The sequence below is a fragment of the uncultured Planococcus sp. genome (assembly GCF_947501725.1).
GTDB classification, from domain to species: Bacteria; Bacillota; Bacilli; order Bacillales_A; family Planococcaceae; genus Planococcus; species Planococcus donghaensis_C.
This window is the reverse complement of the sequence record NZ_CANMXD010000005.1, coordinates 156,803-181,584: the sequence shown is the minus strand read 5'-3', so window position 1 is coordinate 181,584 and position 24,782 is coordinate 156,803. Positions and strand designations below refer to the sequence as shown.

Sequence of the window (24,782 nt, the reverse complement as noted above, 5' to 3'; positions counted from 1 at the left end):
AGCTTAACCACTCATCTCACTTTTCGTATTTTGTTTTTCGCGTGCACTATGTTTGGTTCCCCATTCATGCATCGCACCTAAAATGTCTTCCAAGGTACGTCCATATTCCGTGATGGAATATTCGACTTTCGGTGGAACTTGGGGGTAGACGACTCGATTTACAATATCCTCATCTTCAAGTTCCCGTAAATGCTTCGTAAGCATTTTCTGTGTAATTGCAGGAATACTGCGTTTCAATTCGCTGAATCTCATGGTGTCGTTTTGCATCAAATACAATAGAATGATGGGTTTCCATTTTCCCACAATGATATCTAAAGCATCATCCACTCGACACAGTTCGGGTTGTACATCGGCATCCATAACTCTTCTCCTCCAGTGGTATCTTTTTGTACACTATAGCATTTTCAAGGATGTCCTTCCTATATATCGAGTTGATAGCGGCCATCTGTTAAACTTGTGCTTTTACTTCTTCAGGGTCCGGGATACGGACCACTAAGACATCACAGGGGCTCCGGCGGACAATATGTTGGGACACACTACCCAACATAAAACGTTCCATGGCATCCATTCCAGAGGCGCCGCATACGATCAAGTCCGCTTCAACTTTGTTGGCGAAGTCACGTGCAATGACCTTTTTGGGGGAACCAGGAGTGACGATGGCATTTACATTTTCCACGCCTGCGGCCAGTGCTTCCGTCTGGTATCTCTCGAGAAGATCCTTGCCGAACTTAAAGGATTCCTGGTCATCATTGGGTCCGTGCACTTTAATGGCGGTATAGGTGCGGGGATCCACGACATAAATCAAGTTCAACACGGCATTGTTTCGTTTGGCAATGCCAATCGACTTATTGAAGGCCAATCCCGCCTCTTCTGAACCGTCGATTGCTACAAGGAGATGCCGGTATGTTAAGTCCATAGTATTTCCTCCTGTCAGGTTAGGTGATAGAAAGTACTTCGCTGCGTGATGGGCAAACTCCTGCCTTCAGTTGGGCGCGATTAATATGATAAACGTGAATAAAAAACGCCGTTGAGGGTATTCGGATGAAAAGAGGAGGGGATTCTGATAGGAAGAAAAATGAAATATATTGTTAATTTCATTTCGGGAATACTCGCTTATCTTATCATTTCAACAATACTGAACCTTTGATTTCCTCGTTTTCTGAAACCTGAAGGTGCTTCGTCCGTATATTCTATAAGACATATACTGTAAAGGAGAGGGATAGTTTGAGAGTTAAAACATTTTATGGCTGGAGTGAGAAAGGGATGGATAAAAAGGTCAACGAATTTCTAGAAGATACTACTCTGGAAATTATTGATATTAAATTTCCTACACCTGTTTTCTATTTCTGTGCAATGGTGATGTATAAAACGACTGCGTATTCGAAAAACTCAATAGAATAATAGAAATCCGAGTTTTTGATCAATGGGGAGGACGGATCCCTGTTGATTGAAATAGCTCTTTACTTGTCCGCTTGTTTCTTTTTACTGATGACAGTGAGAGCTCCGTAAATTACAGCTGCACAGATGAGCACGATGCCGAAAGCATTGGTCATCAAATCAAAATCAAGTTCGTTGATCGATCTTGTGTTTTCGCCGTTACTGCCTATAGTTATCAAAGTCCAACCATTATAATCGAGTACCACGTAAGAAATTGCCAGCCCTATCAATAATCCTCCAACAATCGAGATCCATCCTTTTTTCACATTGAATCTCCTCCTTGTCCTATTTTTATTAACAAAGGCATAACCTAATCACGAGTATTGATGTTGCGCTTCAGTTGATGCTGTACTTCTATCATTGCACAACAGGACGGAAAACCCTTCATTGCATTGATTGCCTTTTCTTTTTTTCTTGGTGAAAAGGATGTACTACAAATCAAAACAGCACCCTATTGTCGGATTAACCGAACAACGGGGTGCTGTTTTGATGTTTTTAATACTCTTTGACATCAGGTATAGCTGTTGGTGTATAAGTGGTGTTGCTGGCTTTGGAAGATTTTCGGTTTTTCACAAGCTCGACAAAGCCGATTGCCGTATTGCTATATTGATTAACCTCAGCAATGTTCCGCTTGTCATGATCCACTCGTGTTGAAATATCGTTAGTGATCGACCGGACTGTTGCATTCAGATCGACAACCGAATTCAGGGTGCCTTTCGCAGCATCAACGAACATGCTGACTTTTTCAGATTTCATTTGGACATCTTCTTTTAATTCATTTGCGGTATGCGAAAGGGCAGTCGCTTCCAAATTGAGCTTGTCAACACGCTCTTTCAGGTTGTTTGCTGAGCCTTTGATCTCTTTCACCGGTTCTTTGATTCCTGATATCAGCATAACCACTCCGACGATTGCGATAATCAGGCCCAGAACGAAAATTCCGAGCGCTATGTACAGCCATAATGTTGGATCCATGATGATTTCCTCCTCTAAATTTATTGATGTCTTGGATATGCTATACCCGTTATGTACTCTCGCTTAACCCTTCAAAGGATGGTATTTGCCTATAGTCAAAAGGTTTTGGGAGAATAGCTCTTTTCATTCTGCAAAAAATAGACTCTATCATTTCAAGTTAAGCTTTCGCCGATTTTGCAAGTTGCTTTTTCAAGTGCTCTTTAATGGCTGCAACATCCTCAGAAACCGAGGCAGCGCGCTGTTCATCTTTTTCAATTTTCTCAAGTGAGCCGGCCAATACTTTTTGTGCGCTTTCCTGTGGGATAACAGTAACGCCATCGCAGTCTCCGACAATGATATCCCCGGACTGAACTGAAACGCCTCCACAGGAAATCGCCGTGTTTATTTCGCCTTGGCCAGCCTTATTGCCGGCGGCCATCGTTGTGCCTTTGCAGAAAATCGGGAAATCAAGCGCTTTGCATGCTTCCAAGTCCCGAATGGCACCATCGACCACAAAGCCAGCGATTCCTAGGGTTTTGGCCATGCCGATCACGAAATCGCCTGCGACGGCGCGCGACAGGTCTCCTTTTGCATCAATGACAATAATATCTCCAGGCTCGGCTGCATCGAGCGCCTTCATAACACTGTAATTGTCTCCTATGGGCATTTTCACAGTAAGTGCTTTCCCACTGATTTTATAGGTATCCTTCAATGGCTTGATGGACGAATCCAGATTATTCAACCCTTCCATTGCATCGGAAATAGCGGTAGTGGGAATGGATTTGTATTGTTCGATAAGTGATTGATTTGCCATTTTACTAAACACTCCTTCGTTTTATGGGATTTTTCAAAAATTCTGGTGCATCTTTTTAATTAGGTAAAAGCATATCGCTAAAAGAAAGATAAGTAAAATCGAATCTGTAATGGATATCGATAAGTTGTTGTTATGTTCTGACTTGTTTACTGTTTTTCTCAATCATTTTCTCCTGATCGATTTCTGTCTAACTTGCTGCATAAATGGGGAAATCCATCTAGTAAGAGTTTCTCCTTGGGCCCTAGTTGGTATAGTAACTACTAATACGAATCCCGGAGGCGAGAGAAATGAAGGTTGATATTATCAGACATACCGAATGGGCAGACACCAAATTCACGCTGCATTTGATTTCACAGATTCTGGGGAAAATAAAACTGGAAACTGCCCAGCAGGAACCACAATGGGCGCATGTCGGGCTGAATGTCACTCCTGATGGCTTTTCAACCGGTTTATTGTTCCATAAGAAAGCTGTTTTTCAACTCGATCTGGATATCAGGAACAGCCAAATCCTTTTCAATGTGGATGGCAACGTTCAATCTTTGGAATTGAAATCCTCCAAATCCATAAAGGATTATTTTGAAGAAATAATGGAAGCTCTTAATGCTGGTGGCATTGATGTCCTTATTAATCCAAAACCGCAGGAAATGGCCTATAAAAAGAACCTGAATGAAGACAGTAGTCCTCTGACATTTAATCACAAGGATGCGATGAGGGGATTGCAGCTATTCCATTTCGCGTTGCGAGAACAATTGAGATTTGCAGGTCCGCTCAGATGCCGGAAAATGAAACCGCAATTGTTTTGGGGCACCTTTGATGTGTCTTTATTGATTATCAAAGATAAAATGGAACCATTTCCGGAAGACAAAATCATTGAAAAGGCGGCTTTTGATGAACAGATGATCGAATATGGATTTTGGTTGGGAGACGACAAAGTCAATGTCCCAACATTTTTTGTATTGCCCTATCCATTCATCTATAAAGATTTAAATCATCCCAACCTGAAACCCGAATCGGCATATTACGATAAAAAACTGAGCGAATACTTCCTTGATTTGGAGAGTGCAGTCAGTTTTGAGGATCCCAGTAATGCTATACAAGATTTCTTCCGTTCCAGTTTCGATATTTTATCCAATGAACTCCAGTGGGAAGGCATTGCCCATTATTTTATTCCGTTGAAAATGAATAAGCAAAACAGTGCCGATAAATCCAATGGCACTGACAGAAACCAACGAACATGAGGTCTTTGCTTTAGTTAATCGTCGTTTAACATAAAGAAGGATAAAGGTTCATTTCTTAAGAGGAGTATGACGAAATGGTCTTGTTTAAAAAACAGGGCTATTTTACTGTCTGCAAATTTGAAAGCTGAAAATTCGCGGTTTTTTATGTACATGGCTTAAAGTAGTTGATATACTAAATTATGGAATAAAAGAAAGGAAGTTGGGAATGAAAACTATTTGGCTGGCTTTGCTTGGGGCCGTAATTGTCCATCTTCTTTACTTTGCGGCAGTATTTTCCGTGGGCTATGTAAAAACCATCACCTACAGACCCAATATTCCAAAAGCCTGGGAAAATGCAGAAAATCTGCAAAGTACTGCAGCTTTCGGATACGCTGTTTCCCCTATCATCTATTTTGGTACTTTTTCAGCTGCAACCGTCGCTTGTATGTTGTTGTTGTTGTGCGGGTATAAAAAACTTGCTTCAACGCCTGTCAGGACTAAATAGATAGAGATAGAAAGTGTGATATAGATATATTCAGTTCTTTTTTTATCGCTGAATATTTAGAAGATTGAATGCAAGATAAACTGGATTAATGGCGATGTTGATGTTAAGCTTACTTTAGATTTTAGCACTTTCAAAATAACTGAATATAAAAACACTAGGGGAGTCTTATGAGACTGAGATGGAGAAATCCGGACCCTTTGAACCTGATCTAGTTGAAACTAGCGTAGGGAAGTGGTTAATGTATGTCCATTTTTTCTGAAGATATACCCAAAACCACTCCATCGCTGGAGTGGTTTTTTTATTTTGTTATTGAACTCATTTGTTTTAACTTTCCGAAAGTCGATAGAAGGAGGGAATTTATGAGAGATGGCGAGCTGCATATTATCTCAACTGATAAGCAACCCCCCCAACAACTGGCAGAAATCATCAGCCGGATTCATCATGAAGTTGATTTTATCCATCTACGTGAAAAGAGCAAAACAGCAAGGGAAGTAGTGGAATTAGTGAAGTTGTTGGTGAATGAAAATGTACCTTTATCAAAAATAATCATAAACGACCGAGTGGATATTGCCGTTGCCTCCAATGTAAAAGGTGTTCAATTGGCTTATCACTCGTTGCCGGTAGATTGCGTGAAAAGAAATTTCACAAATTTAACGATTGGGTGTTCAGTGCATGCGATTGAAGAAGCTCGATTTGCCGAAAAAAAGGGGGCTGATTATGTAGTATGTGGTCATATTTATTCGACCTCATCAAAAACTGGACTGATACCGAAAGGCTTAGAACTATTGAAAAATGTTTCTGAATCAGTTTCTATTCCAGTCATTGCAATCGGTGGCATAACGCCCGGAAATACTGGGGATGTTATCGGGTCAGGAGCGAAAGGGATCGCTGTAATGTCGGGAATTTTCGAAGCGAAAGATCCTTTGCTGGCTGCAAGATCTTATCGTTCCTGTTTAGCGAAAGAAAGTTTTTATCTGGAGCCATGAGGAGAGGATTTCTATGAACAGAACATATGAAGCCATTGTAGTTGGGGGTGGAGTCATCGGCGGTTCGGTGGCCTATAGTTTGGCGAAAAGAGGAATGGAAGTTTTGCTGTTGGAAAAAGACAGCCTTGCTGGTCAAGCATCTGGTGCTGCAGCTGGGATGCTTGGTGCGCAAGCGGAATTGGAAGGAGAGGGACCGCTTTTTCAATTAGCAAAAACCAGCAGGGCGATGTTTAACGGCTTAACCGATGAACTGAAAATGACGAGTGGAATTGATATTGAACTTGTCAATAAGGGAATGATGAAGCTTGCCTTAACCGATAGAGAGCAGCAGGAACACCGTAGGATACTGGAGGTCCATAGACAGAATAACGAAGTGGCCGAATTATTCACAGGCGATGAAGCAAGAAGAAGGGAACCGGCATTGGCTAACGAGGTGATGGGAGCCCTGTACCTGGAACGGGATGGCCAAGTTGCCGCCCCTCAGCTGGCGTTAGGATTTTTAAAGTCAGCTGAGGCTCTTGGCTCCGTCATTAAAGAAGATGTAGAAGTTCATTCATTTCATTCCACTAAGGGGAAAATCATAGGAGTCGCTACAACTGAAGGAGACTTTATGAGCGACAATATCGTGGTGACGGGGGGTGCGTGGAGCGAAAGCTTGCTGATGGAAATGGGGTTACCGCTTATCACCCATCCCGTAAAGGGGGAATGTTTTTCTGTGCGGACAGAAGTTCCTCTACTATCCAGCACCATCTTTTCTTCCGGCTGCTACCTGGTTCCGAAGAAAGGTGGAAGAATTATTGTAGGCGCAACCGTCATACCGAATACATTCAATCAACAAACTACTGTAAAAGGCATTTCGTTATTGCTGGAAAATGCAAAGAAGCTGGTGCCTTCTATAGAAGAAGCAGAATGGGAAGGGGCATGGGCTGGAATTCGTCCACAAACTGCGGATGGTTTGCCTTATATGGGTGAACATCCTGACTACGACGGCTTATTTATCGCGACTGGCCATTATAGAAATGGAATTTTGCTGTCGCCGATTACGGGAGAAGTGATGGCTGATTTGATTGAAGGGAAAAAGCCTTCTCTTGATATCTCCTCTTTTCGTATCGAACGATTGATCAGTAAAAAAACACGATAAGGAAGTGGTGGAAATGAAGTTGACGGTTAACGGGGTACATGTAGTAGTTCCAAGTACAGTGGAAACGGTGACTGAGCTGCTGCAGCATTTTGAATTGAATCAGAAAGTGATCATCGTTGAATTGAATGCTGAAATAGTGGGAAAAGCGAGGCATGCAGAAACCCGAATTTCTCTCGGAGATAAAATCGAATTAGTACATTTTGTTGGAGGAGGATGAACATGTTAAGAATAGGTGATTACGAATTTTCATCAAGACTATTATTGGGCACAGGCAAGTATCCTGATTTTGATATACAAAGAAAAGCCGTGGATATTTCAGGTACAGAGATTTTGACGTTTTCAGTTCGGCGGATGAATATTTTTGAAGCAGGACAACCTAACTTCCTTGAAAATCTGGATATTGAAAAATATACTTTGCTTCCGAATACAGCTGGAGCCAAGACGGCTGAAGAAGCGGTTCGGATTGCAAAATTAGCAAAGGCATCGGGTCTTTGTGACATGGTTAAAGTGGAAGTGATAGGGTGCCAAAAAACCTTGCTGCCGGACCCGGTTGAAACATTAAAGGCGTCGGAAGAGCTAGTGAAAGAAGGGTTTACCGTTTTGCCGTATACATCAGATGACGTACTCCTCGCAAGGCGTCTCGAGGAATTAGGGTGCCATGCGATCATGCCCGGAGCGTCTCCGATCGGTTCTGGTCAAGGAATCATCAATCCGTTGAACCTTTCTTTCATAATTGAACAGTGCCAGGTCCCTGTTATTGTGGATGCTGGAATCGGGACGCCTTCTGATGCTGCCATTGCAATGGAATTGGGGGCGGCTGGGGTCTTGTTGAATACTGCGGTATCTGGGGCAAAAGATCCGGTGAAAATGGCCGAAGCGATGAAACTTTCGATTGAAGCAGGAAGATTGGGATTTGAAGCTGGACGAATTCCCAAAAAACGATATGCCACCGCCAGCAGTCCAGTTGAAGGAATGAGTTTCAGTTGAATGGACGCTATTCACGACAGGAGCTTTTTGCACCGATAGGCAGAGAAGGGCAACGGAAAATGGAGAACAAGCATGTTTTAGTGGTGGGTGCCGGGGCTTTAGGAACAGGCAGTGCGGAAATGCTTGTACGTGCAGGTATAGGGAAACTGACTATAGTGGACCGTGATTATGTAGAGTGGAGCAACCTTCAACGCCAGCAGCTTTACACTGAAGCGGATGCGGAACAGCGTACCCCTAAGGCAGTGGCTGCTAAAGCACGCTTATCACTGATCAATTCGGAAGTAGAAGTCCGTTCACTTATTATGGATGTCTCTGTCGAAGAAATGGAACAGCTGGTAGAGGGAATTGATTTGATCATTGATGCTAGCGATAATTTTGATATACGGATGATTGTGAACGATATTTCTCAGAAGCATCGAATTCCATGGATCTACAGTGCCTGTGTAGGAAGTTACGGAATCAGTTATGCCATTCTCCCGGGGAAAACACCCTGTCTGAGTTGCCTTCTCGAGGAAGTGCCGATGGGAGGGATAACATGTGATACCGTAGGAATCATCAATCCCGCTGTTCAAATGGTTCTGTCTTTACAGATTTCAGAAGCATTAAAGATTCTGGTCGAAGATTCACTTCAGTTGAGCAACAAACTCGTATCGTTCGACCTTTGGAAAAATCAATATTCATCCATTACCGTCGATAAAGTGAAAAAAGAAGATTGTCCATCCTGCGGTTTGAATCGATCCTATCCGTATCTTTCATTTGAAAACCAGACAAAAACCGCCATATTATGTGGCAGGGACACAGTTCAGATCCGCCCATCCCAACAGATGGACAGGGATTTAGAAAATTTGGAGGGTATTTTATCAGAACTGGGGGTGAATGTGTCCCGCAATCCCTATTTACTGTCTTTTTCGACAGCACAGCACCGGCTTGTCGTTTTTAAAGATGGCCGTGTCCTGGTACATGGAACGAAGAACATTATAGAAGCTAAAACTTTGTACCATCGCTATTTAGGATAAATGGAATTCCAGTATGATGTTGAATCTCTATATATATCATCAAATTCAACAAAATCGCTGAATCAATGTTGTCATGTAAAAAAGCTGCTTGAGGGCAGCTTTTTTATTCATAAAGGTCCTTATAGTGCTTCATGAATTTTCCGTCGATATGCTGCTTGATTTTCCAGGGGATCTTGCCGTGAAGAACCTGCTTTCCGTAAGAAAGGAAAGCCTCGCCTCCACCGGTAGACAAGATGGAAACGAATCGTTTTTGTGGAGTGAACGGCAACAGCCTTTCTGAAGAAAGGCTGTTTTTCAGGTTCTTCCAAAGGATTGGACCTTGACGGACCGCATAGACGCCATTTTTGGCAAGTGACGGATAACGGTCGATCGTGATGCAATCCCCAGCTCCGAATATGTTTGGATGCTCGACGCTTTGCAAAGTGTCGTTGACCAGCAGAAATCCGTCGTCATCTGTCGGCAATCCGGAAAGACGGAACAAATCCGAACTTTTTGGTCCCGTCAGCCAAAGCACACCTGATTGCGGATACGACCGTCCTTCACTTGTGATGACACTGAAATCATCAACGGCTTGAACCAGGACCTCTGTAAAAAAAGGCAAAGATTTCTGCTGTGCAATGAATTCAATTTTTTTTGAGGCTGTCAGCCCTTGACCGGAAAGGAGCGAAGTCGAACTGAACAGCGCCACACTGGCAGGCAAGTTTTGCTTTTTTCTCCATGACAGAATGGAAAACGCCAATTCCACTCCCGAAGCGCCTCCGCCGACAATCACCGGGTAAGCAGAATCCCTCAGCTGCGCCAACTGCTCTGGAAAGCGATAATTGGGTTTGATGGAAGAGACCTGTTCTTGCAGCGTCTCTGGAATAGCAGTTTGTGAGCCGATATCAAATGATACGGCATCATAGTGATAAACGTCGCCCTCTGTGCCCTTCAATTCTTTCTTTTCCGGATCGATGGTGTGGATCAGATCCTCGACAAATAGTGCCCCGATCTTGTCACAAAGGCGTTTCAGATTGATCCGGATATCTTCGAGCGTGTAAACGCCTTCCGTATATCCGGAAAACATCCCTGAATAATACTGATAGGAAGAAGGAGAAATCAGCACCACTTGCCAGTCTTCCGGCAATTCATGTTTTGTTTGTTCAAGACAATGCAGATGCGCATGTCCGCCTCCGACCAGTACAAGTGTCTTCATCCCATTCCACTCCCCGTCTACTTCAGAATCCTTTTGGCTTCAGCCAAGCGCTGTAAAATCGTCACAATCTGTACAGCGAAAAAAATCAGCGTGATTGCTGTTAAGTATGTTGAAAAAATAATCATTAGGGTAAAGAGTATAAAGCCTTCTGTTCTTTCAGCAAGTCCTGCCTGGTAGTAGAAGGATTTCATGCCTGGCTTATCAGATAACGCACCCACCGTCAGGAACACGGTCATTGCGACGATGATGGAGACACTTAACAGCAGCAATGCCCACATCGAATCAGGGAATCGGAAAGCTAACCCGATGATGACACTGATCTCCACCAGGCGGTCAAAGCTGATATCCAACAAAGTCCCCCATGAAGATGGTTTGGTTTTTCGCGCCATGGTGCCATCGACGACATCAAGATATCCGGAGAACCAAAGAACAAAGACGGCCCATAAAGGTTGGTCCAGGTAGATGAAAACACCTGATGACATCCCGATGGCAAAAGCGATTTTTGTCACGCCATCAGCTGTAAAGCCTTTTTTCAGCAAAACATCAGCCGTTTTTTCTACAACCGGTTGAACATGTTTTCGTGCATGAGTATCGAGCATCAAGTTCACCTTTTCATTTTCAAGATATTTTCAGTATATAATAGGAGTCCGTTTGAAACCCGTATTCCCACTCGGAAGCGAAATTAGGTTTTTAAAGAAATTTCACTTATCCGAGTCTGATTAGGAGTAAGTTTTTTATGCCTTTTGATAAGATGGTTGTAATTCAGGAAAAGAAAGGAAATGGTAAAGATGGTAAAAAAGGTTGATATTGCAATAATAGGAGCCGGCGCTGCTGGACTTACAGCAGCATTTACAGGAGCAGGATTCTCAAAAAAAGTCGTGTTGATCGACAAAAATCTGCCGGGCGGAGAATGTACCTGGTCAGGATGTATTCCAAGTAAATCATTGATCAATATCGCAAAAGAAGTCCATCACGCCAAAAAATACACGCCCAATCTGCAAGTCGATACTTCAGTCGTATTAAAGGATATCCAAGACGTCATCCAGAAGGTCTACGAAGGTGAATCGCCGGAAGTGCTGAAAAAGTCAGGCATCGATTTCATCAACGGCTATGCAAAGTTTGTCGGTCCACATGCAGTGGAAGTTGATGGAGAGCGCATCGAGGCGAAGAAAATCATCCTTTCCACCGGATCATCACCAATGGTTCCGCCAATTGACGGCTTGGATAAGGTATCGTATTTGACCAACGAAACCATCTTTACCCGGAAATCCTTCCCGAAATCCATGACGATTCTTGGTGGAGGAGCGATCGGCGTCGAAATGAGCCAAGCTTTGAACCGCATTGGTGTGAAAGTGACGTTGGTCGAGAAATTCGAGCGGATCTTGCCGAAGGATGAAGAAGAACTGGTCTTGATGATCCAACAGCGGCTGATCGACGAAGGCGTAACCATCCACACAGGCGCCACCGCCGTTAAAGCGGAGCAAGCAGGCGACCAAATCGACTTGAAGATCGAAAAAGACGGAAAGGATATGACCGTTTCTGCTGAAGGGCTGTTGGTCGCGCTGGGACGGCAGGCAAACGTCAAAGGCTATGACCTCGAAAAAGCAGGCGTCGAATATGATTCGAAGAGCATCCAGGTGGATGATCATATGGAGACTACAGCTAAAGGCATCTATGCAATCGGTGATGTCGTCGGACCTTATCAACTATCCCATATGGCCAATGCACAAGGCATTACCGCTACACAAAACGCCATTTTACCGATCAATAGAAAAATGGATTATGAGCATGTCACGTGGTGTACATACACGGATCCTGAACTTGGCCGATCCGGTTTGTCCGAGGAGGAAGCACGTGAAAAATACGGCGATTCCATTCGGGTCTACGAACACGATTATGCGGATATTGATCGTGCCAATACGAAAAAAGACAGCATCGGCAAAGTGAAAATCATTCTGGATAAAAAAGGCTATATTTTGGGAGCAAGCATTCTCGGTGACCGTGCCGGTGAAATCATCAGCCAAATCCAGACCATCAAATCGCTGCACATCAACATGGGCAAATTATCGGGAGTCATCCATCCCTACCCGACCTACAGTGAGGTGTTGGTGAAAATCGGCAAGAAAGTCTATGTCGATAATCTATTGAACCAGCCCGTCGTCAAAACATTCAATAAAGCAAAAGCAGGGGATTTGCCGGCGGAAAAAGTCGCAATTTACGGAGCCGCCACGGCAGCAGGAATCGGTATCGCCAACATGGCCATCAAAAACAACGTCAAGCCGAAACTCGGTGTGGAAAACGGCCGTCTGAAGGAAATGCCGTCAACGCCGAATGCGGTTTCGTCACAAGCTCAAACAAAAGACAAGCATGTGCCGGCATGGCCGTATAAAGGTACCAAAAACGAAGCGAAAAAGAACTTGATCGGTATGCTGAAAGGCTATGAAGGTGTAACAATCGTGCAAAATGATGAAAATTACGTCTATGCAGTCGCCAAGTCCAAAACGATGCGATTCAAGGATGATATCGAGTTCTATTTTAATGATGGCGATCAGCGAATCGAATTCCGTTCAGCTTCGCGTGTAGGCTATTCAGATGCAGGAGTCAACCGGAAGCGTTATGATGAAATGAGAAACCGTTACTTCAGCATCTCGGCACATACGCGCAACTTATGAACAGCAGTGTGACTTTAAAGGTGGCGAAATGGCTGTTAGCTGTTTTTGCCGTCGGATTGGTCATTTGGCTCAGTCGCTCGGTCTTCGAAGTCGACGCCAATGATCTCCGCATCTGGATTTTGTCCTTTGGTATATGGGCACCTGTCATGTACATCGTCATCTATACCATCAGGCCGCTGATCTTTTTTCCGGCATCGGTCCTATCGATTGCCGGAGGATTGGCTTTCGGTGCCTGGCTCGGAACGCTTTATACCATCATCGGTGCGACTTTAGGTGCGATGCTGTCTTTTTATGTGGCGAAAACATTCGGAAAAAGCTTAATTCGCAAGGAATGGAGCGGCAATGCCGGAAAAATCCAATCCCAAATGGAGCAGAACGGATTTTTCTACGTCTTACTGTTCCGTTTCATACCGGTCATTAATTTCGATTTGATCAGCTATGCGGCAGCTTTTGCGAAGGTCCGTTTCACTTCTTTTGCGCTTGCCACATTGATTGGCATCATACCGGGGACATTCGCCTATAACTTTTTGGGCAGCAGCTTCGTCACTGGAAATCCACAAATCATCCTTCTGGCAGTCGGGGTTTTTGTCGTCTTGACGGTGGTTCCGATCATCATCCGAAATCGGTGGAGTAAAAAACAAAATCTCGATAAATAACAGGAAGTTCATTAAAGCATTTAGGAAGTGGAAAAATGAAAAAGTTTTCATTACTGGCACCAGGATTTCTGGTGCTTACATTGGCAGCGTGTTCAGAAGAAACCGGAGACGGTGCTGCGGCAGAAGCAGATAGCCTGCAGACAAGTGACTGGGAAGAAGTTTCTGGAGCGGCGACAGGGCAGGAAGTCACTATGTATATGTGGGGTGGCAACGACAATATCAACCGTTACCTCGATGAGTGGGTAGCTCCCCGATTGAAAGAAGAGCATGACGTTGAGTTGAACCGGGTGCCGATGAACGACTCACAGGATATCATCAACCAATTGGTGGATGAAAAATCAGCCGGCAAGACCGAAGGCAGCATGGACATCATTTGGATCAACGGCGAGAATTTCAAAGCCGCCAAAGACAATGAGCTGCTTTGGGGGGATTTCAGCGGGCAATTGCCGAATTTCAATGAGTATGTCGATGTGGAAGCACCGGAAATTGCCAATGACTTCGGAGAACCCGTGGATGGATTGGAAGCACCGTGGGGCAAAGCCCAATTTGTTTTTGTCCACGATGAAAACAAGTCCGAAGATCCGCCAAAATCAATGGACGAATTGGCCGAATGGGTGCAGGACAACCCAGGGCAGTTCACCTATCCGGCCTTGCCTGATTTTACCGGCAGTGCCTTTATCCGTCATGTACTCTATGAAACAACTGGCGGCTATGAACAGTACCAGCAACCGGCAGCTGACATCGAAGACCTCGAAGCACGACTTGAACCGATGTGGCAATACTTGAACGAAATCGAACCGTATTTATGGCGTGAAGGGGAAACCTATCCGGAAAGCCTGGCCAAGCAGGACCAATTGTTTGCGAGCGGTGAAATCGGCATGACCATGAGCTACGACCCTGCGCTTGCTGCCAGTGAAGTGCTGAAAGGGCGTTTCCCTGAATCGACACGGACTTTCGTATTGGAAGGCGGGACACTCTCTAATACGCATTTCCTATCGATTCCATTCAACTCTTCCGCGAAAGCGGGAGCGATGGTGGCCATCAACGAAATGATGTCGCCGGAAGCCCAAACCGCTAAATTGTCTCCTGAAAACTGGGGCGATTTGTCGGCATTGGATTTGGAGAAATTATCACCTGAGCAGCAACAGGCCATGAACGACGTGGATTTAGGCGCGGCTACATTGCCTTTGGAAGAATTGGAAAAACACCGTCTTCCGGAGCTGTCAGCCGATTACATTGATATTATCGAAAAAGGATGGATGGAAAATGTGGCAAAAGACTAAACCTTATCTTTTGCTGCTGCCAGCCATCGGCACCATCGTCCTCCTGTTTTTTGGAGGACTTTTTGATGGGCTTCTGAAAAGCCTGGGCTATTTTCCAGCCATCGGGGAGACGCGTTTTGACCTTACAGCCTACACAGATTTGCTGCGCTCTACTGAGTTCTGGGAATCACTTCTTCTGACACTCCGAGTAGCGGCACTATCTTCAGTGATTGCAGGAGTATTGGGGGCAGCAGTCGCAATATCCCTGTATTTGTTGAATGAATCAGCGAAATCCGGGACGACTCAAGTTTGGCACCGGTTGTTTCAGCTTCCTTTGACCATTCCGCATCTGGTCGGCGGCTATATCATCGTCCTGCTGTTTATGCAAAGTGGGTTTATATCGAAGATTTTGGCGACTCTAGGCTTCATCGATGAAATTCCGGATTTTCCCGTATTGGTAAATGATCCATTCGGGTGGGGGATAATTTTGACTTACGCCTGGAAAGAAGCTCCTTTTGTATCATTGATGATCTATCCGGTGCTGTCACGCATTCACCGGTCTTGGCGCGATGTTTCGCGTATATTCGGTGCAGGCAATTGGAATTTCATCAGGGAAATTGTCTTGCCGGTGATGCTTCCGGCTTGGACGATTGCGACATTTATCGTTTTTGTCTTCACGTTTTCAGCTTTTGAAGTCCCGTTCCTGCTGGGCGTCACGTATCCGAATATGCTGCCGGTCTACTCTTATCAGCTGTATACGAGCGGTACGTTGGCTGACCGTCCGGAAGCATTGGCGGTCAACATCATTCTCGCTGTCCTCACTATTTTACTTGGGCTGGTCGTCTATTACTTCAGTAAACGCTGGAACGTCTTGAAGGGGTGGGATTGATGAATAAGACCCGGCCTTTCTTGAAATCCATAATATTCACCTTGTTATTCATCCTTATTGGACTGCCATTCATTCCTTTGATCCTGTCGAGTGTTTCCTTTGGTTGGCAATGGCCGAATATTTTCCCTGAATCATTCAGTTTCCGTGCCTGGGAATATGTACTGTTTGGGAGTTCGGGCACCTGGCAGGCGGTGTCAGTCAGTCTGCTGATTGCCTTTATCGTCGCAGCTGTGAATATCCTTCTCGCGGTTCCGGCTGCCAATGCACTGGTGCGCTATCGACTGCGTGGCAAATGGCTGCTGGAAGCGATCCTTTTTGCACCGATCGTCATTCCGCCGTTTGTAGCTGTCATGGGAATCCATCTGACGTTTCTGCGGCTTGGTTTGACGGAAACCGTTTTTGGTGTAGTCCTGGCACATATTTCACCGACTTTGCCTTATATGGTCCGTGCTATCATGATCAGCTATAATACATTATCAATCGACTGGGAAGACCAGGCACGGATGCTTGGAGCGGGCCCGCTTACCCGCTTTAGGCATGTCGTGCTGCCGCATCTGTTGCCGGGCATCGCTGCAGGAGCCAGTTTAAGCATCCTGATTTCCTTGAGCCAGTACTTGATCACGTTCATCATCGGCTCAGGGCAGGTTGTAACTTTGCCGATTTTGCTGTTTCCATTCATCAGCGGTGGGGATCCGGCGATCGCTTCGGCCTATTCGCTGCTTTTCGCTGGAATAGCGATCTTGACCTTAATCGGAATGGATGCCGCCTTGAAAAGATATTACCAAAATAAGAAAGCCGGCGCAGAGAAGGGCTAAAGGAGTGGAAATATGAGCAGTTTGCGCATCATCAATATCGAAAAGCAATACCAACAAACTCAGCGTAAAAGCAATCCGGCGTTTTCCCTGCAGCCGGTTGGGCTGACCATCAATGAAGGGGAATTTTTCTCATTATTGGGCCCTTCCGGCTGTGGCAAGACGACATTATTGAAGCTGGTGGCGGGATTATTGCAGGCAGACGATGGGGAAATTTGGGTGGGAGATGCCAATATAACAGCGGTTCCTCCGGAAGACAGAAGGTTCGCCATGGTATTTCAGCAATCGCTGCTGTTTCCGCATATGACAGTGGAGGACAACGTGGCTTTCGGCTTGAAGATGCAGAAAGTCGGCAAAAAACAGCGTCTAGCTGATGCAAGAGAGATGCTCGAGCATGTGGGGCTCAAAGGATTCGGCCGCCGTTCTCCCGATGAATTGAGCGGAGGGCAGCAACAGCGTGTAGCCTTAGCTCGCGCATTGGTCGCCAATCCACAAGTGCTGCTGATGGATGAACCCTTCAGTGCCTTAGATCCGAGTCTCCGGGAAGAAATGAGGGAGCTGCTCAGCCGGATCCAAAAACAGTTCCGTGTCACAGTGCTCTTTGTCACCCATGACCGGGAAGAAGCTTTCCAGTTGTCCGACCGGATCGGTGTGATGAGTGAAGGCGCGCTGTTGCAGGTAGGCAAAGCCAGGGATTTATATGAACGACCTAAGAGCAGGGAAGTTGCTTCATTTTTAGGCTTAAAAAACAGTGTTAAGGGCATAGTGGCAGCGGGCCGATTTTCATCTGCTGATCGAATTTTTGATGTTCCGGTAGAAGAAAACGTTGGACCGGGACCATGCCATTTGATCCTTCGACCAGAAGTGGTACAAATCAATACCATCAATAACGAGCCGCTTCAAGACTCTATTCAGCTTAATGGAGTTATTCAACAACTGAGATTCAATCATGGCTTTTACACCGGAACTATCCAAGTAGGAATCCATTGGATGGATTGTTCCTTAACCAGCCAACAGGCTGAAGGATTAATAGTTGGTCAAGAGATTGACGTAGTAGTGAAACAAAAAGACTTATGGTTTGTAGGATGAATAAAAAAGACTTGCGCCCACAGTGGCAGCAAGTCTTTTTTATTCGGAATAACTATTTATTTTAATTTCGATTCATTTATATATATCAAGCCAGAGTGGTTAGTTGGGTTATTCATTAATATTAAACTTAAGAACAAGGCTTTTTTGAATGGTTTTATTCATGAATTATTGAGGTTTGTTTATGGATAAAAATATTATTCAATTATTATTCATATCTATAAAAAACATTCAGCAGCAACTATTGCCAGACGGTGTACCACTGATTGTAAAGACAAGTGGCTTGCTGCTGCAGACGCCTGTTTCCGGCAGCTCCAGCTCTACCCGTTCAGCGGCTTCGTGATTGCCGGAAAGATGGGCAACAACCGACCGGGCTTGTTCAAATCCTGTCGCCATCAGGTAAGTGGGTGCGCGCCCATAGCTTTTAGCACCGATAATATAGAAGTCTTTTTCCGGCTGCCGCAATTCCCGCTCACCATGCGGCCTCACGGTACCGCAGCTATGGACGTTCGGATCGATCAGCGGGGCCAGAGCTGGCACACTTTCAAGTGCCGGGTCAAAGCTATAGCGAATTTCACGCAAAAGTTCAAAATCGGGACGGGAACCGGTATTGGCGATTACACGGTCGTATGGACCGAGCTCAATTTGGCGTCCTTTTTGTTCAGCGCCCAGCACGACTTGTTGTTCATCCAGTTGGCTGAGGGATTGTATGAATGTTGAAGTTTGGCTTTCGACCATCCCTTGTTCCAGCAATAATCTGACCTGCGTGCCAAGAGCACCGCGTTCCGGCAATTGGTCAGCGTCGCCGCCTCCTAGTACTTGTTCTGGAGAGTCTTTTCGGACGATCCAAGTGATGTGTGTCGCTGGAAAGCTTTTCTTCAGCTGGACCAGGTCCAACAAGGAATTCATCGCTGAATGGCCGCTCCCGACCACTGCTACACGCTTGTTTTCAAAGCGTTTTTGGTCGGAGCCAAGAATCGCTGGAATGCCGTAATCCACCAATCCGGCTGCCGTATCAGGTGCACCGCCGGATATAACAGAGTTGGGTTTTTTCCAGGTGCCAGTTGCATCGATAACTGCTCGTGCGCGTATAGTTTTTCGTATACCTGTGCCGTTTTCGATAACGAGTTCGAACGGCTTCTCTTCGCGGTCCACTGTTTTCATCTTGTCCAGTCCTTGGCGTTGCAGGTGAATGACCCGGCTGTTTAAGTGGATGAACGGTTTTAGCTCTGGAAGTTCTCCTAGCGGCTGAAGATACTGTTCGGCGATTTCCTTGCCATAAGGCAGACGCTCCGGATCGGGCAGTGCCAGTCCATGCAGCTCGAATAATTTTTTGGAAGCTGCATCGATATTATAGCGCCAAGCCGAAAACAAACGCACATGGCCATATTCAAGAAAATGGGTGCCAAGCGCAGGCCCTGATTCGAAAAGAACGAATGCTTGCTTATATTGGACCAGGTGGGCGGCAGCGGCCAGTCCTGCCGGTCCGCCGCCGATGATGGCTACGGGTAGAGAGCTTGTCATTTGGATGCACTCCTTCTATTAATAAGTTCGATTTTTTCAGGCTGCTGATCAGTTTGATGGTTTGATGGATGTGTATAGCTCTTCAGGCAACAGCCGCTCCATTTCCTCATTCTGCAAGGCGTAATAGCTCCAAGTGCCTCTGGTTTCTTTTGTCAGGAGCCCGGCATTCAACAGGATCTTCAAGTGATAAGACAGTTTCGACTGAGGCATCGCCATGTCCTCGACCAGGTCGCAGACACAAACCGAGTCTTTCTGGCCGATCAAGTTCAGCAACTCCAGCCGCTTGGGGTCAGCCAGCGCTTTGAATTTTTGGGCATAGGTCTCGTTAGTCATGTGGACTGCAGTATTTTCCTCCAGCGGTTGAACCATTCCAATCCCTACTTTCGTTAAATCAAATTTATTTGATGAATTAAGTATAATAGGTAGAAGAGGTGAATGCAATTACTAAATCAAAAAAAATTGATTTAGTAAGAGACCTCGGTTATAACGATTGACTTATATAAAGAAATCATTATATACTAAGCGCGAAGGAGTGGATCCCAATGGAGACTTTGGCAAAACAATCTGCAGCTGACGTCACGGCTTGCCTGAAGGCAGTCAGCGATCCAACCCGCCTGTTGATGATGAAACTGGTGGAGACCAATGAATTATGCGTCTGCCAATTCGTCGAGATGTTCGGCATGAGCCAGCCGGCCATCAGCCAGCATCTGCGCAAGCTGAAGCAAGCGGGACTCGTAAAAGAAAACAGAAGAGGACAATGGCGATTTTATTCCATGAACAAGGAATCAATGCATGTACCATTGCTTGAAGGCATCTTAAGCCATATTGAAGATACGGACCCCCAAGTAATGGCCTTGCGCGCCAAAGAAGCACCCGTGGATTGCTGCTAGGAAAAGCATCTGCGACTTACCGAAAAAATACTAGAGAACATAAGCTTTTTGAAGCTGCTCAAAAGGAGAACTCACTATGCCGAAAAAAACCATCTATTTTTTATGTACCGGAAATTCTTGCCGCAGCCAAATGGCTGAAGGCTGGGCAAAACAGCATTTAGCTGATGAATGGGACGTCTATAGCGCAGGAATCGAAGCGCATGGCTTAAACCCGAACGCAGTAAAGGCGATGAATGAAGTAGGCGTTGATATTTCAAACCAGACATCTGACATCATCGATACAGACTTGCTGAATAATGCAGATTTCGTCGTCACGCTTTGCGGCGATGCAGCTGATAAATGTCCGATGACTCCGCCGCACGTCAGACGTGAACACTGGGGCTTTGAAGATCCGGCGAAAGCGCAAGGGACGGAAGCAGAGAAATGGACGGTGTTCCAAACGGTCCGCGATGCGATCGGAACACGCATTGAAACCTTTGCCAAAACCGGAAACTGAACGTTAAAGGAGAATGACTCATGACGAAAGTGACGATATATGACCCAGCCATGTGCTGTGATACCGGTGTCTGCGGACCTGTAGTGGATCCGAAGCTGACCGCTGTAGCAGCCGCTGTTTTTTCACTGGAGAAAAAAGGTTTTGACATCAAACGCTTTAATCTGGGGACTGACCCGGCAGCTTTTGTCGAAAACAAAACAGTCAATGCACTGTTGTTCGAGAAAGGCGTAGAATCTTTGCCGGTGATCCTGATCGATGGCGAAATCGCCAAAACCGGAGATTACCCGACTATCGAGGAGTTCGCTGAATGGTTCAAGGTGGAGAAAACTGAATTGCAGCCGATTAAACAGCCGGTCAACCCACTCAACGTCAAAATCGCATCATCCGGTGCGAAATGACCGGCCGGACTTTTAAACCAGACGACGTCAGCGGAACACCTTTCCTGTTTTTCACCGGAAAAGGCGGAGTTGGCAAAACTTCCACCGCTTCTGCGACGGCTGTGGCTTTAGCGGATTCAGGCAAGCGGGTGCTTCTGGTCAGTACAGACCCGGCTTCGAATCTGCAGGATGTCTTTGGCATGGAACTGACGAACGAACCGCAAGCCGTTGACGGCATCCAAAATTTGTTTGCCTGCAACCTCGACCCGGAAGAAGCGGCACGAACGTACCGCGACTCGGTCGTTGGGCCCTACCGCGGCAAATTGCCGGAAGCGGTCGTCAACCAGATGGAGGAGCAGCTGTCTGGCGCCTGCACGGTTGAAATTGCCGCATTCGATGAATTCACCAAGCTCTTGGCCGATGAACGGGTCATGGATGATTACGACCATATTCTTTTTGATACGGCACCGACTGGCCATACCTTGCGGCTATTGAAGCTGCCCACGGCTTGGAGCGGATTTTTGGACGAATCCACACACGGGGCTTCGTGTCTCGGTCCACTCGCAGGACTGGACGCCAAAAAGGATCTTTACGCAAAAACCGTACAGGCTCTTTCCGATCCCAACCAGACGACATTGATTCTGGTGGCGCGTCCGGACACGGCTTCTTTTAAAGAAGCTGCCCGTGCGTCCCATGAACTCCAAACCATCGGCATCGAAAATCAGGTGCTGATCCTGAATGGGGTTTATTCACCAGTCCAAAACGAAGACCATATATCTCAAGCGTTTGCCCAGCAGCACCAGCAGGCTTTAAAAGAGATGCCTGCACATTTGCAGACATTGCCGGTATACAGCCTGCCGTTTGTGGCATTTCCCTTGACCGGCATCACTAATCTGCGGCGCCTTTTCACAGAACCTGAGTGGCGTCCGGATGCCTTGAATACGGATCAGATGCCCACGGAATTGGCCGGTTTAAAAGACATGGTCGACCATTATTCAGCGCAGAATACCCGCGTCATTTTGACGATGGGCAAAGGCGGTGTCGGCAAAACGACCGTCGCGTCGCGGCTCGCTGTCGGCTTAGTTGAGAAAGGGCATTCGGTGCATTTAACCACGACCGATCCCGCAGCGCATCTGGCGGACCGCTTTGGAGAATCAGGCAATGACCGGTTGACGGTTTCCCGAATCGATCCGCAGCTTGAAGTTGAATCTTATCAAGCACAAGTCATGGAAGCGGCGGGGCCGATGGACGACGAAGCCCGCGCTTACCTGGAAGAAGACCTGCGTTCCCCGTGCACCGAAGAAATAGCGGTGTTCCGCGCTTTTGCGGAGGTGGTCGCCAAAGCGGACAATGAAATCGTCATCATCGATACGGCGCCGACCGGACATACGTTATTGCTGCTGGATGCGACACAGACCTACCACAAGGAGCTGGAACGCTCGACCGGAGAAATTCCAAAAAGCGTCCAAAACCTGCTGCCACGCCTGCGCAATCCAAAAGAAACAGATGTCCTTCTCGTCACCTTGCCGGAAGCGACTCCAGTTTTTGAAGCGGCGCGCCTGCAGCAAGACTTGAAGCGTGCGGGGATCCAGGCGGAGAACTGGGTCATCAATCAAAGTCTGGCAGGTACCGGCACAACCGAAGCGCTCCTGCAGGCAAAAGCCCAAAGCGAATGGCCGTGGATCCGTAAAGTCGGCAGCGAGCTGGCTGAGCGCACAGCGTTGATTCCCTGGCAGGCACAGGACAGCATCGGCTATGATAAAATGAGGCAATTGGTAACCAATTAAAGGGGGATTTTCAATGAACATCACACAACCGGCAAAAGACATGCTGTTGGAATCCATGAAAGAAAACACAGCACAAGGCATCCGCTTTTATTTTGCGGGGCAGGGCTGCTGCGGACCGCAGTTCGGCCTGTCGATGGATGCGCCGGAACAAGGCGACATCATCAAGGAAATCAACGGCATCCAAGTGGCGCTCGATGAACGCGTCAGCACAATGGTGGAGGAAGTATCGCTTGATTTTAAAGACGGCGGCCTGGTACTCGAAGGCCTTCCGGAAAGCAATTGCTGATTTAATAGAAACACCTGCAGAAAGCCGGCAGCCCGAGAAAAAGGGACTGCCGGTTTTTTTCTGTATCCGCCTGAATTGTCAATCGATTCCGAAAACTGTATTGACACAGTTGGGGGCACTACCTATACTTGATATATAACAGTTTAGCTACTGACAGATGAAAGGGGACATACTTATGCTGGCAACATTGACACCACTCGATTGGAAACGCCGTGCAGTCAAATACTACCCGGAGAAAATCGCGGTCATTGACGGAGACAAGAAGTTTACATACAAAGAGTTCGGAAAACGGGTCGACCGCCTGTCGATCGCTTTACATAACGCCGGCATCAACGAAAAAGACCATGTAGCGGTCATGCTGCCGAACAATCATGCAATGTTGGAATGCTTTTACGGCATCCCACCGCTTGGAGCGGTCATTGTTCCGCTCAATTACCGCCTGTCGACAAAAGACCTGGTGTATATCCTGAAGCACAGCGATGCCAAAGTGCTGATTGTCGATGCTGAATTCGGCAAGATGCTCGAAGAAGCCCAGGACGAACTGCCGATTGAAAAATTTATCATCGTGGCTGTAGAAGGCTGCGAGTCGACCCTCAAAGGCGTTGATTATGAAGATTTTATCGGTGAAGTGCCGGATGACGCCAAAGTGCCGGCGGCAGAACTGGATGAAAGCCAGATGCTTTCCCTAAACTATACAAGTGGCACCACGTCCAATCCGAAAGGGGTCATGCAGACCCATCGCACGAATTACATGAACGCTGCGAATTTCCTGCATCATTTGGAAATCAAATACGATGACGTTTACCTGCATACCTTGCCGATGTTCCATACAAACGGCTGGGGCGGCGTTTGGGCGATCACTGCAGCCGGCGGAACCCATGTCTGCCTGCGCAAAGTCGATCCGCCGTTGATTCTGGACCTGTTCGAAAATCACGGCATCACCTCTCTTTGCGGCGCGCCGACCGTGGTCAATATGCTGGTCAATGACCCGAAAGCCAAAGAAATCGAATTGACGCGGAAAATCAGGATGGGGACAGCTGGAGCACCGCCTGCCGCAGCATTGATCGCCAAAGCGCAAAGCATTCTTGGCTTGAATATGATGCACGTTTACGGCTTGACGGAAACTTCTCCATTCATCCTTTATTGCGAATGGAAAAACGAATTCGATGAATTGGATCCGGATCAGCAGGCAGCTATTAAAGCTCGCCAAGGAATCGAACTGGCATTCAACGGGGAAACCAAAGTCGTCAACCAGGAAGACGGGGAAGAAGTCGCCTGGAACGGCAAAGAACTTGGTGAAATCGTAACGCGCGGCAATGTCGTCATGGCCGGCTATTACAAAGACCCTGAAAAAACAGCCGAAGCCATACGCGATGGCTGGTTCCATACAGGAGATTTGGCGGTCACGCATCCGGACGGATTCATCGAGATCCAGGATCGCATCAAGGATATGATCATCTCCGGCGGCGAGAACATTTCCTCCACTGAAATTGAAGGCGTCCTGTACAAGCACCCGGCCATTGCCGAAGTCGCTGTCATAGCGGTTCCGGATGAAAAATGGGGAGAAGTGCCGAAGGCCATCATCGTCCTGCACATTGGGTCGGAAGTGACCGAACAGGAAATCCTAGATTATACACGCGAAAATATGTCCCGCTTCAAAGTACCGAAATCCGTGGATTTTGTGGAAGCCTTGCCGAAAACGGCTACAGGCAAACTGCAGAAATTCCAATTGCGGGAAATGTACTGGGGCGGCGGCAAAAAAGTGAATTAAAGAAATGCGTAAAGGCGAAGAGCAT

General features: G+C 46.5%; 29 protein-coding genes and 1 riboswitch. Of the genes, 20 read left to right on the top strand and 9 right to left on the bottom strand.

The annotated features are described in order from the left end of the window. Positions 1-3 precede the first annotated feature (3 nt). Positions 4-360, bottom strand: coding sequence for a helix-turn-helix domain-containing protein (locus Q0785_RS09490; RefSeq protein ID WP_223639033.1), 357 nt, complete (start codon positions 358-360; stop codon positions 4-6). Positions 361-448: 88 nt separating this feature from the next. Then, positions 449-916, bottom strand: coding sequence for a universal stress protein (locus Q0785_RS09485; protein WP_298829080.1), 468 nt, complete (start codon positions 914-916; stop codon positions 449-451). A 308-nt stretch (positions 917-1,224) separates the two neighbouring features. Here Q0785_RS09485 and Q0785_RS09480 point away from each other — a divergent pair, with 308 nt between their 5' ends. Beyond that, the gene (locus Q0785_RS09480; protein WP_298829078.1) at positions 1,225-1,401 is read left to right on the top strand and encodes a hypothetical protein; all 177 of its coding nucleotides are present in this window, start codon (positions 1,225-1,227) and stop codon (positions 1,399-1,401) included. A gap of 59 nt (positions 1,402-1,460) precedes the next feature. Here Q0785_RS09480 and Q0785_RS09475 read toward each other — a convergent pair whose 3' ends face one another. From Q0785_RS09475 to Q0785_RS09465, 3 genes are all read right to left on the bottom strand, one after another. Then, a complete protein-coding gene (locus Q0785_RS09475) occupies positions 1,461-1,703 on the bottom strand; it encodes a hypothetical protein (protein WP_298829076.1) in 243 nt (80 codons plus the stop codon). A 229-nt stretch (positions 1,704-1,932) separates the two neighbouring features. Then, positions 1,933-2,409 (bottom strand): DUF948 domain-containing protein, encoded by a 477-nt coding sequence (locus Q0785_RS09470; protein WP_298829074.1) that lies wholly within the window; start codon positions 2,407-2,409, stop codon positions 1,933-1,935. A 157-nt stretch (positions 2,410-2,566) separates the two neighbouring features. Further along, positions 2,567-3,202, bottom strand: a complete 636-nt coding sequence (locus tag Q0785_RS09465) for an RraA family protein (protein ID WP_298829072.1) — start codon at positions 3,200-3,202, stop codon at positions 2,567-2,569. Positions 3,203-3,489: 287 nt separating this feature from the next. Between Q0785_RS09465 and Q0785_RS09460 the strand changes: the two genes are divergently transcribed. The 7 genes from Q0785_RS09460 to Q0785_RS09430 all read left to right on the top strand — a co-directional run bounded on the left by Q0785_RS09460 (position 3,490) and on the right by Q0785_RS09430 (position 9,054). Next, positions 3,490-4,440, top strand: a complete 951-nt coding sequence (locus tag Q0785_RS09460) for a DUF5996 family protein (protein WP_298829070.1) — start codon at positions 3,490-3,492, stop codon at positions 4,438-4,440. A 205-nt stretch (positions 4,441-4,645) separates the two neighbouring features. Continuing rightward, entirely contained in the window at positions 4,646-4,924 is a 279-nt protein-coding gene (locus tag Q0785_RS09455) for a hypothetical protein (protein WP_298829068.1), read from the top strand. A 146-nt stretch (positions 4,925-5,070) separates the two neighbouring features. After that, positions 5,071-5,171: riboswitch (TPP riboswitch) on the top strand. Positions 5,172-5,283: 112 nt separating this feature from the next. Continuing rightward, complete coding sequence (tenI, locus tag Q0785_RS09450) at positions 5,284-5,910, top strand: thiazole tautomerase TenI (RefSeq protein ID WP_298829066.1); 627 nt, start codon at positions 5,284-5,286, stop codon at positions 5,908-5,910. Positions 5,911-5,923: 13 nt separating this feature from the next. Further along, positions 5,924-7,051 carry a glycine oxidase ThiO gene (gene thiO / locus Q0785_RS09445; RefSeq protein WP_298829064.1) on the top strand — a complete coding sequence of 376 codons (1,128 nt, stop codon included), beginning with the start codon at positions 5,924-5,926 and terminating at the stop codon, positions 7,049-7,051. Positions 7,052-7,064: 13 nt separating this feature from the next. Further along, entirely contained in the window at positions 7,065-7,268 is a 204-nt protein-coding gene (gene thiS / locus Q0785_RS09440) for a sulfur carrier protein ThiS (RefSeq protein ID WP_298829062.1), read from the top strand. 2 nt (positions 7,269-7,270) lie between these two features. Beyond that, a complete protein-coding gene (locus Q0785_RS09435) occupies positions 7,271-8,038 on the top strand; it encodes a thiazole synthase (protein WP_298829060.1) in 768 nt (255 codons plus the stop codon). Continuing rightward, complete coding sequence (locus Q0785_RS09430) at positions 8,035-9,054, top strand: thiazole biosynthesis adenylyltransferase ThiF (protein WP_298829058.1); 1,020 nt, start codon at positions 8,035-8,037, stop codon at positions 9,052-9,054. Before Q0785_RS09435 ends, Q0785_RS09430 begins: the two co-directional genes overlap by 4 nt. A gap of 103 nt (positions 9,055-9,157) precedes the next feature. Here Q0785_RS09430 and Q0785_RS09425 read toward each other — a convergent pair whose 3' ends face one another. Both Q0785_RS09425 and Q0785_RS09420 read right to left on the bottom strand, forming a co-directional pair. Next, on the bottom strand, positions 9,158-10,249 hold the full coding sequence (locus tag Q0785_RS09425) for an FAD-dependent oxidoreductase (RefSeq protein ID WP_298829056.1): 1,092 nt from the start codon (positions 10,247-10,249) through the stop codon (positions 9,158-9,160). 17 nt (positions 10,250-10,266) lie between these two features. After that, positions 10,267-10,848 carry a CDP-alcohol phosphatidyltransferase family protein gene (locus tag Q0785_RS09420; RefSeq protein WP_298829054.1) on the bottom strand — a complete coding sequence of 194 codons (582 nt, stop codon included), beginning with the start codon at positions 10,846-10,848 and terminating at the stop codon, positions 10,267-10,269. 189 nt (positions 10,849-11,037) lie between these two features. Here Q0785_RS09420 and Q0785_RS09415 point away from each other — a divergent pair, with 189 nt between their 5' ends. From Q0785_RS09415 to Q0785_RS09390, 6 genes are read left to right on the top strand one after another with little or no spacing between them, the layout of a single operon-like run. Beyond that, complete coding sequence (locus Q0785_RS09415; RefSeq protein ID WP_298829052.1) at positions 11,038-12,921, top strand: FAD-dependent oxidoreductase; 1,884 nt, start codon at positions 11,038-11,040, stop codon at positions 12,919-12,921. Further along, complete coding sequence (locus Q0785_RS09410; protein ID WP_298829050.1) at positions 12,918-13,577, top strand: TVP38/TMEM64 family protein; 660 nt, start codon at positions 12,918-12,920, stop codon at positions 13,575-13,577. The genes Q0785_RS09415 and Q0785_RS09410 overlap by 4 nt, the downstream gene beginning before the upstream one ends. Before the next feature lie 35 nt (positions 13,578-13,612). Continuing rightward, positions 13,613-14,860, top strand: coding sequence for an ABC transporter substrate-binding protein (locus Q0785_RS09405; protein WP_298829049.1), 1,248 nt, complete (start codon positions 13,613-13,615; stop codon positions 14,858-14,860). Continuing rightward, positions 14,844-15,728 (top strand): ABC transporter permease subunit, encoded by an 885-nt coding sequence (locus Q0785_RS09400; RefSeq protein WP_298829048.1) that lies wholly within the window; start codon positions 14,844-14,846, stop codon positions 15,726-15,728. Before Q0785_RS09405 ends, Q0785_RS09400 begins: the two co-directional genes overlap by 17 nt. Then, on the top strand, positions 15,728-16,543 hold the full coding sequence (locus Q0785_RS09395; protein ID WP_298829046.1) for an ABC transporter permease: 816 nt from the start codon (positions 15,728-15,730) through the stop codon (positions 16,541-16,543). Before Q0785_RS09400 ends, Q0785_RS09395 begins: the two co-directional genes overlap by 1 nt. 12 nt (positions 16,544-16,555) lie before the next feature. After that, positions 16,556-17,629 carry an ABC transporter ATP-binding protein gene (locus tag Q0785_RS09390; RefSeq protein ID WP_298829044.1) on the top strand — a complete coding sequence of 358 codons (1,074 nt, stop codon included), beginning with the start codon at positions 16,556-16,558 and terminating at the stop codon, positions 17,627-17,629. Positions 17,630-17,857: 228 nt separating this feature from the next. Here the strand turns inward: Q0785_RS09390 and Q0785_RS09385 are convergent, their stop codons facing one another. Both Q0785_RS09385 and Q0785_RS09380 read right to left on the bottom strand, forming a co-directional pair. Then, complete coding sequence (locus Q0785_RS09385; RefSeq protein ID WP_298829041.1) at positions 17,858-19,150, bottom strand: NAD(P)-binding domain-containing protein; 1,293 nt, start codon at positions 19,148-19,150, stop codon at positions 17,858-17,860. A 48-nt stretch (positions 19,151-19,198) separates the two neighbouring features. Next, positions 19,199-19,519, bottom strand: a complete 321-nt coding sequence (locus tag Q0785_RS09380) for a metalloregulator ArsR/SmtB family transcription factor (RefSeq protein WP_298829039.1) — start codon at positions 19,517-19,519, stop codon at positions 19,199-19,201. A 173-nt stretch (positions 19,520-19,692) separates the two neighbouring features. Here Q0785_RS09380 and Q0785_RS09375 point away from each other — a divergent pair, with 173 nt between their 5' ends. The 6 genes from Q0785_RS09375 (at position 19,693) to Q0785_RS09350 (ending at position 24,757) form a co-directional block, all read left to right on the top strand. Continuing rightward, entirely contained in the window at positions 19,693-20,040 is a 348-nt protein-coding gene (locus Q0785_RS09375; RefSeq protein ID WP_298829037.1) for a metalloregulator ArsR/SmtB family transcription factor, read from the top strand. Between the two features lie 76 nt (positions 20,041-20,116). Next, the gene (gene arsC, locus Q0785_RS09370) at positions 20,117-20,536 is read left to right on the top strand and encodes an arsenate reductase (thioredoxin) (protein WP_298829034.1); all 420 of its coding nucleotides are present in this window, start codon (positions 20,117-20,119) and stop codon (positions 20,534-20,536) included. A 20-nt stretch (positions 20,537-20,556) separates the two neighbouring features. Beyond that, positions 20,557-20,934, top strand: a complete 378-nt coding sequence (gene arsD, locus Q0785_RS09365; protein WP_298829031.1) for an arsenite efflux transporter metallochaperone ArsD — start codon at positions 20,557-20,559, stop codon at positions 20,932-20,934. Then, the gene (gene arsA / locus Q0785_RS09360) at positions 20,931-22,700 is read left to right on the top strand and encodes an arsenical pump-driving ATPase (RefSeq protein ID WP_298829028.1); all 1,770 of its coding nucleotides are present in this window, start codon (positions 20,931-20,933) and stop codon (positions 22,698-22,700) included. The genes arsD and arsA overlap by 4 nt, the downstream gene beginning before the upstream one ends. Before the next feature lie 13 nt (positions 22,701-22,713). Further along, positions 22,714-22,986 (top strand): adhesin, encoded by a 273-nt coding sequence (locus Q0785_RS09355; protein ID WP_223638948.1) that lies wholly within the window; start codon positions 22,714-22,716, stop codon positions 22,984-22,986. A 175-nt stretch (positions 22,987-23,161) separates the two neighbouring features. Continuing rightward, positions 23,162-24,757 carry a long-chain-fatty-acid--CoA ligase gene (locus tag Q0785_RS09350; RefSeq protein ID WP_298829024.1) on the top strand — a complete coding sequence of 532 codons (1,596 nt, stop codon included), beginning with the start codon at positions 23,162-23,164 and terminating at the stop codon, positions 24,755-24,757. The last annotated feature ends 25 nt before the right edge of the window (positions 24,758-24,782 follow it).

Bases quoted from the DNA above. Each gene is read 5' to 3' on its own strand.
- Q0785_RS09465 (WP_298829072.1), bottom strand. From the start codon at position 3,202: ATGGCAAATCAATCACTTATCGAACAATACAAATCCATTCCCACTACC.
- arsC (WP_298829034.1), top strand. From the start codon at position 20,117: ATGCCGAAAAAAACCATCTATTTTTTATGTACCGGAAATTCTTGCCGC.
- Q0785_RS09460 (WP_298829070.1), top strand. From the start codon at position 3,490: ATGAAGGTTGATATTATCAGACATACCGAATGGGCAGACACCAAATTC.
- tenI (WP_298829066.1), top strand. From the start codon at position 5,284: ATGAGAGATGGCGAGCTGCATATTATCTCAACTGATAAGCAACCCCCC.
- Q0785_RS09395 (WP_298829046.1), top strand. From the start codon at position 15,728: ATGAATAAGACCCGGCCTTTCTTGAAATCCATAATATTCACCTTGTTA.
- arsD (WP_298829031.1), top strand. From the start codon at position 20,557: ATGACGAAAGTGACGATATATGACCCAGCCATGTGCTGTGATACCGGT.
- Q0785_RS09490 (WP_223639033.1), bottom strand. From the start codon at position 360: ATGGATGCCGATGTACAACCCGAACTGTGTCGAGTGGATGATGCTTTA.
- Q0785_RS09415 (WP_298829052.1), top strand. From the start codon at position 11,038: ATGGTAAAAAAGGTTGATATTGCAATAATAGGAGCCGGCGCTGCTGGA.
- Q0785_RS09435 (WP_298829060.1), top strand. From the start codon at position 7,271: ATGTTAAGAATAGGTGATTACGAATTTTCATCAAGACTATTATTGGGC.
- Q0785_RS09355 (WP_223638948.1), top strand. From the start codon at position 22,714: ATGAACATCACACAACCGGCAAAAGACATGCTGTTGGAATCCATGAAA.
- Q0785_RS09350 (WP_298829024.1), top strand. From the start codon at position 23,162: ATGCTGGCAACATTGACACCACTCGATTGGAAACGCCGTGCAGTCAAA.
- Q0785_RS09425 (WP_298829056.1), bottom strand. From the start codon at position 10,249: ATGAAGACACTTGTACTGGTCGGAGGCGGACATGCGCATCTGCATTGT.
- Q0785_RS09400 (WP_298829048.1), top strand. From the start codon at position 14,844: ATGTGGCAAAAGACTAAACCTTATCTTTTGCTGCTGCCAGCCATCGGC.
- Q0785_RS09375 (WP_298829037.1), top strand. From the start codon at position 19,693: ATGGAGACTTTGGCAAAACAATCTGCAGCTGACGTCACGGCTTGCCTG.
- arsA (WP_298829028.1), top strand. From the start codon at position 20,931: ATGACCGGCCGGACTTTTAAACCAGACGACGTCAGCGGAACACCTTTC.
- Q0785_RS09420 (WP_298829054.1), bottom strand. From the start codon at position 10,848: ATGCTCGATACTCATGCACGAAAACATGTTCAACCGGTTGTAGAAAAA.
- Q0785_RS09455 (WP_298829068.1), top strand. From the start codon at position 4,646: ATGAAAACTATTTGGCTGGCTTTGCTTGGGGCCGTAATTGTCCATCTT.
- Q0785_RS09410 (WP_298829050.1), top strand. From the start codon at position 12,918: ATGAACAGCAGTGTGACTTTAAAGGTGGCGAAATGGCTGTTAGCTGTT.
- Q0785_RS09390 (WP_298829044.1), top strand. From the start codon at position 16,556: ATGAGCAGTTTGCGCATCATCAATATCGAAAAGCAATACCAACAAACT.
- Q0785_RS09485 (WP_298829080.1), bottom strand. From the start codon at position 916: ATGGACTTAACATACCGGCATCTCCTTGTAGCAATCGACGGTTCAGAA.
- Q0785_RS09470 (WP_298829074.1), bottom strand. From the start codon at position 2,409: ATGGATCCAACATTATGGCTGTACATAGCGCTCGGAATTTTCGTTCTG.
- Q0785_RS09385 (WP_298829041.1), bottom strand. From the start codon at position 19,150: ATGACAAGCTCTCTACCCGTAGCCATCATCGGCGGCGGACCGGCAGGA.
- Q0785_RS09405 (WP_298829049.1), top strand. From the start codon at position 13,613: ATGAAAAAGTTTTCATTACTGGCACCAGGATTTCTGGTGCTTACATTG.
- thiO (WP_298829064.1), top strand. From the start codon at position 5,924: ATGAACAGAACATATGAAGCCATTGTAGTTGGGGGTGGAGTCATCGGC.
- thiS (WP_298829062.1), top strand. From the start codon at position 7,065: ATGAAGTTGACGGTTAACGGGGTACATGTAGTAGTTCCAAGTACAGTG.
- Q0785_RS09380 (WP_298829039.1), bottom strand. From the start codon at position 19,519: ATGGTTCAACCGCTGGAGGAAAATACTGCAGTCCACATGACTAACGAG.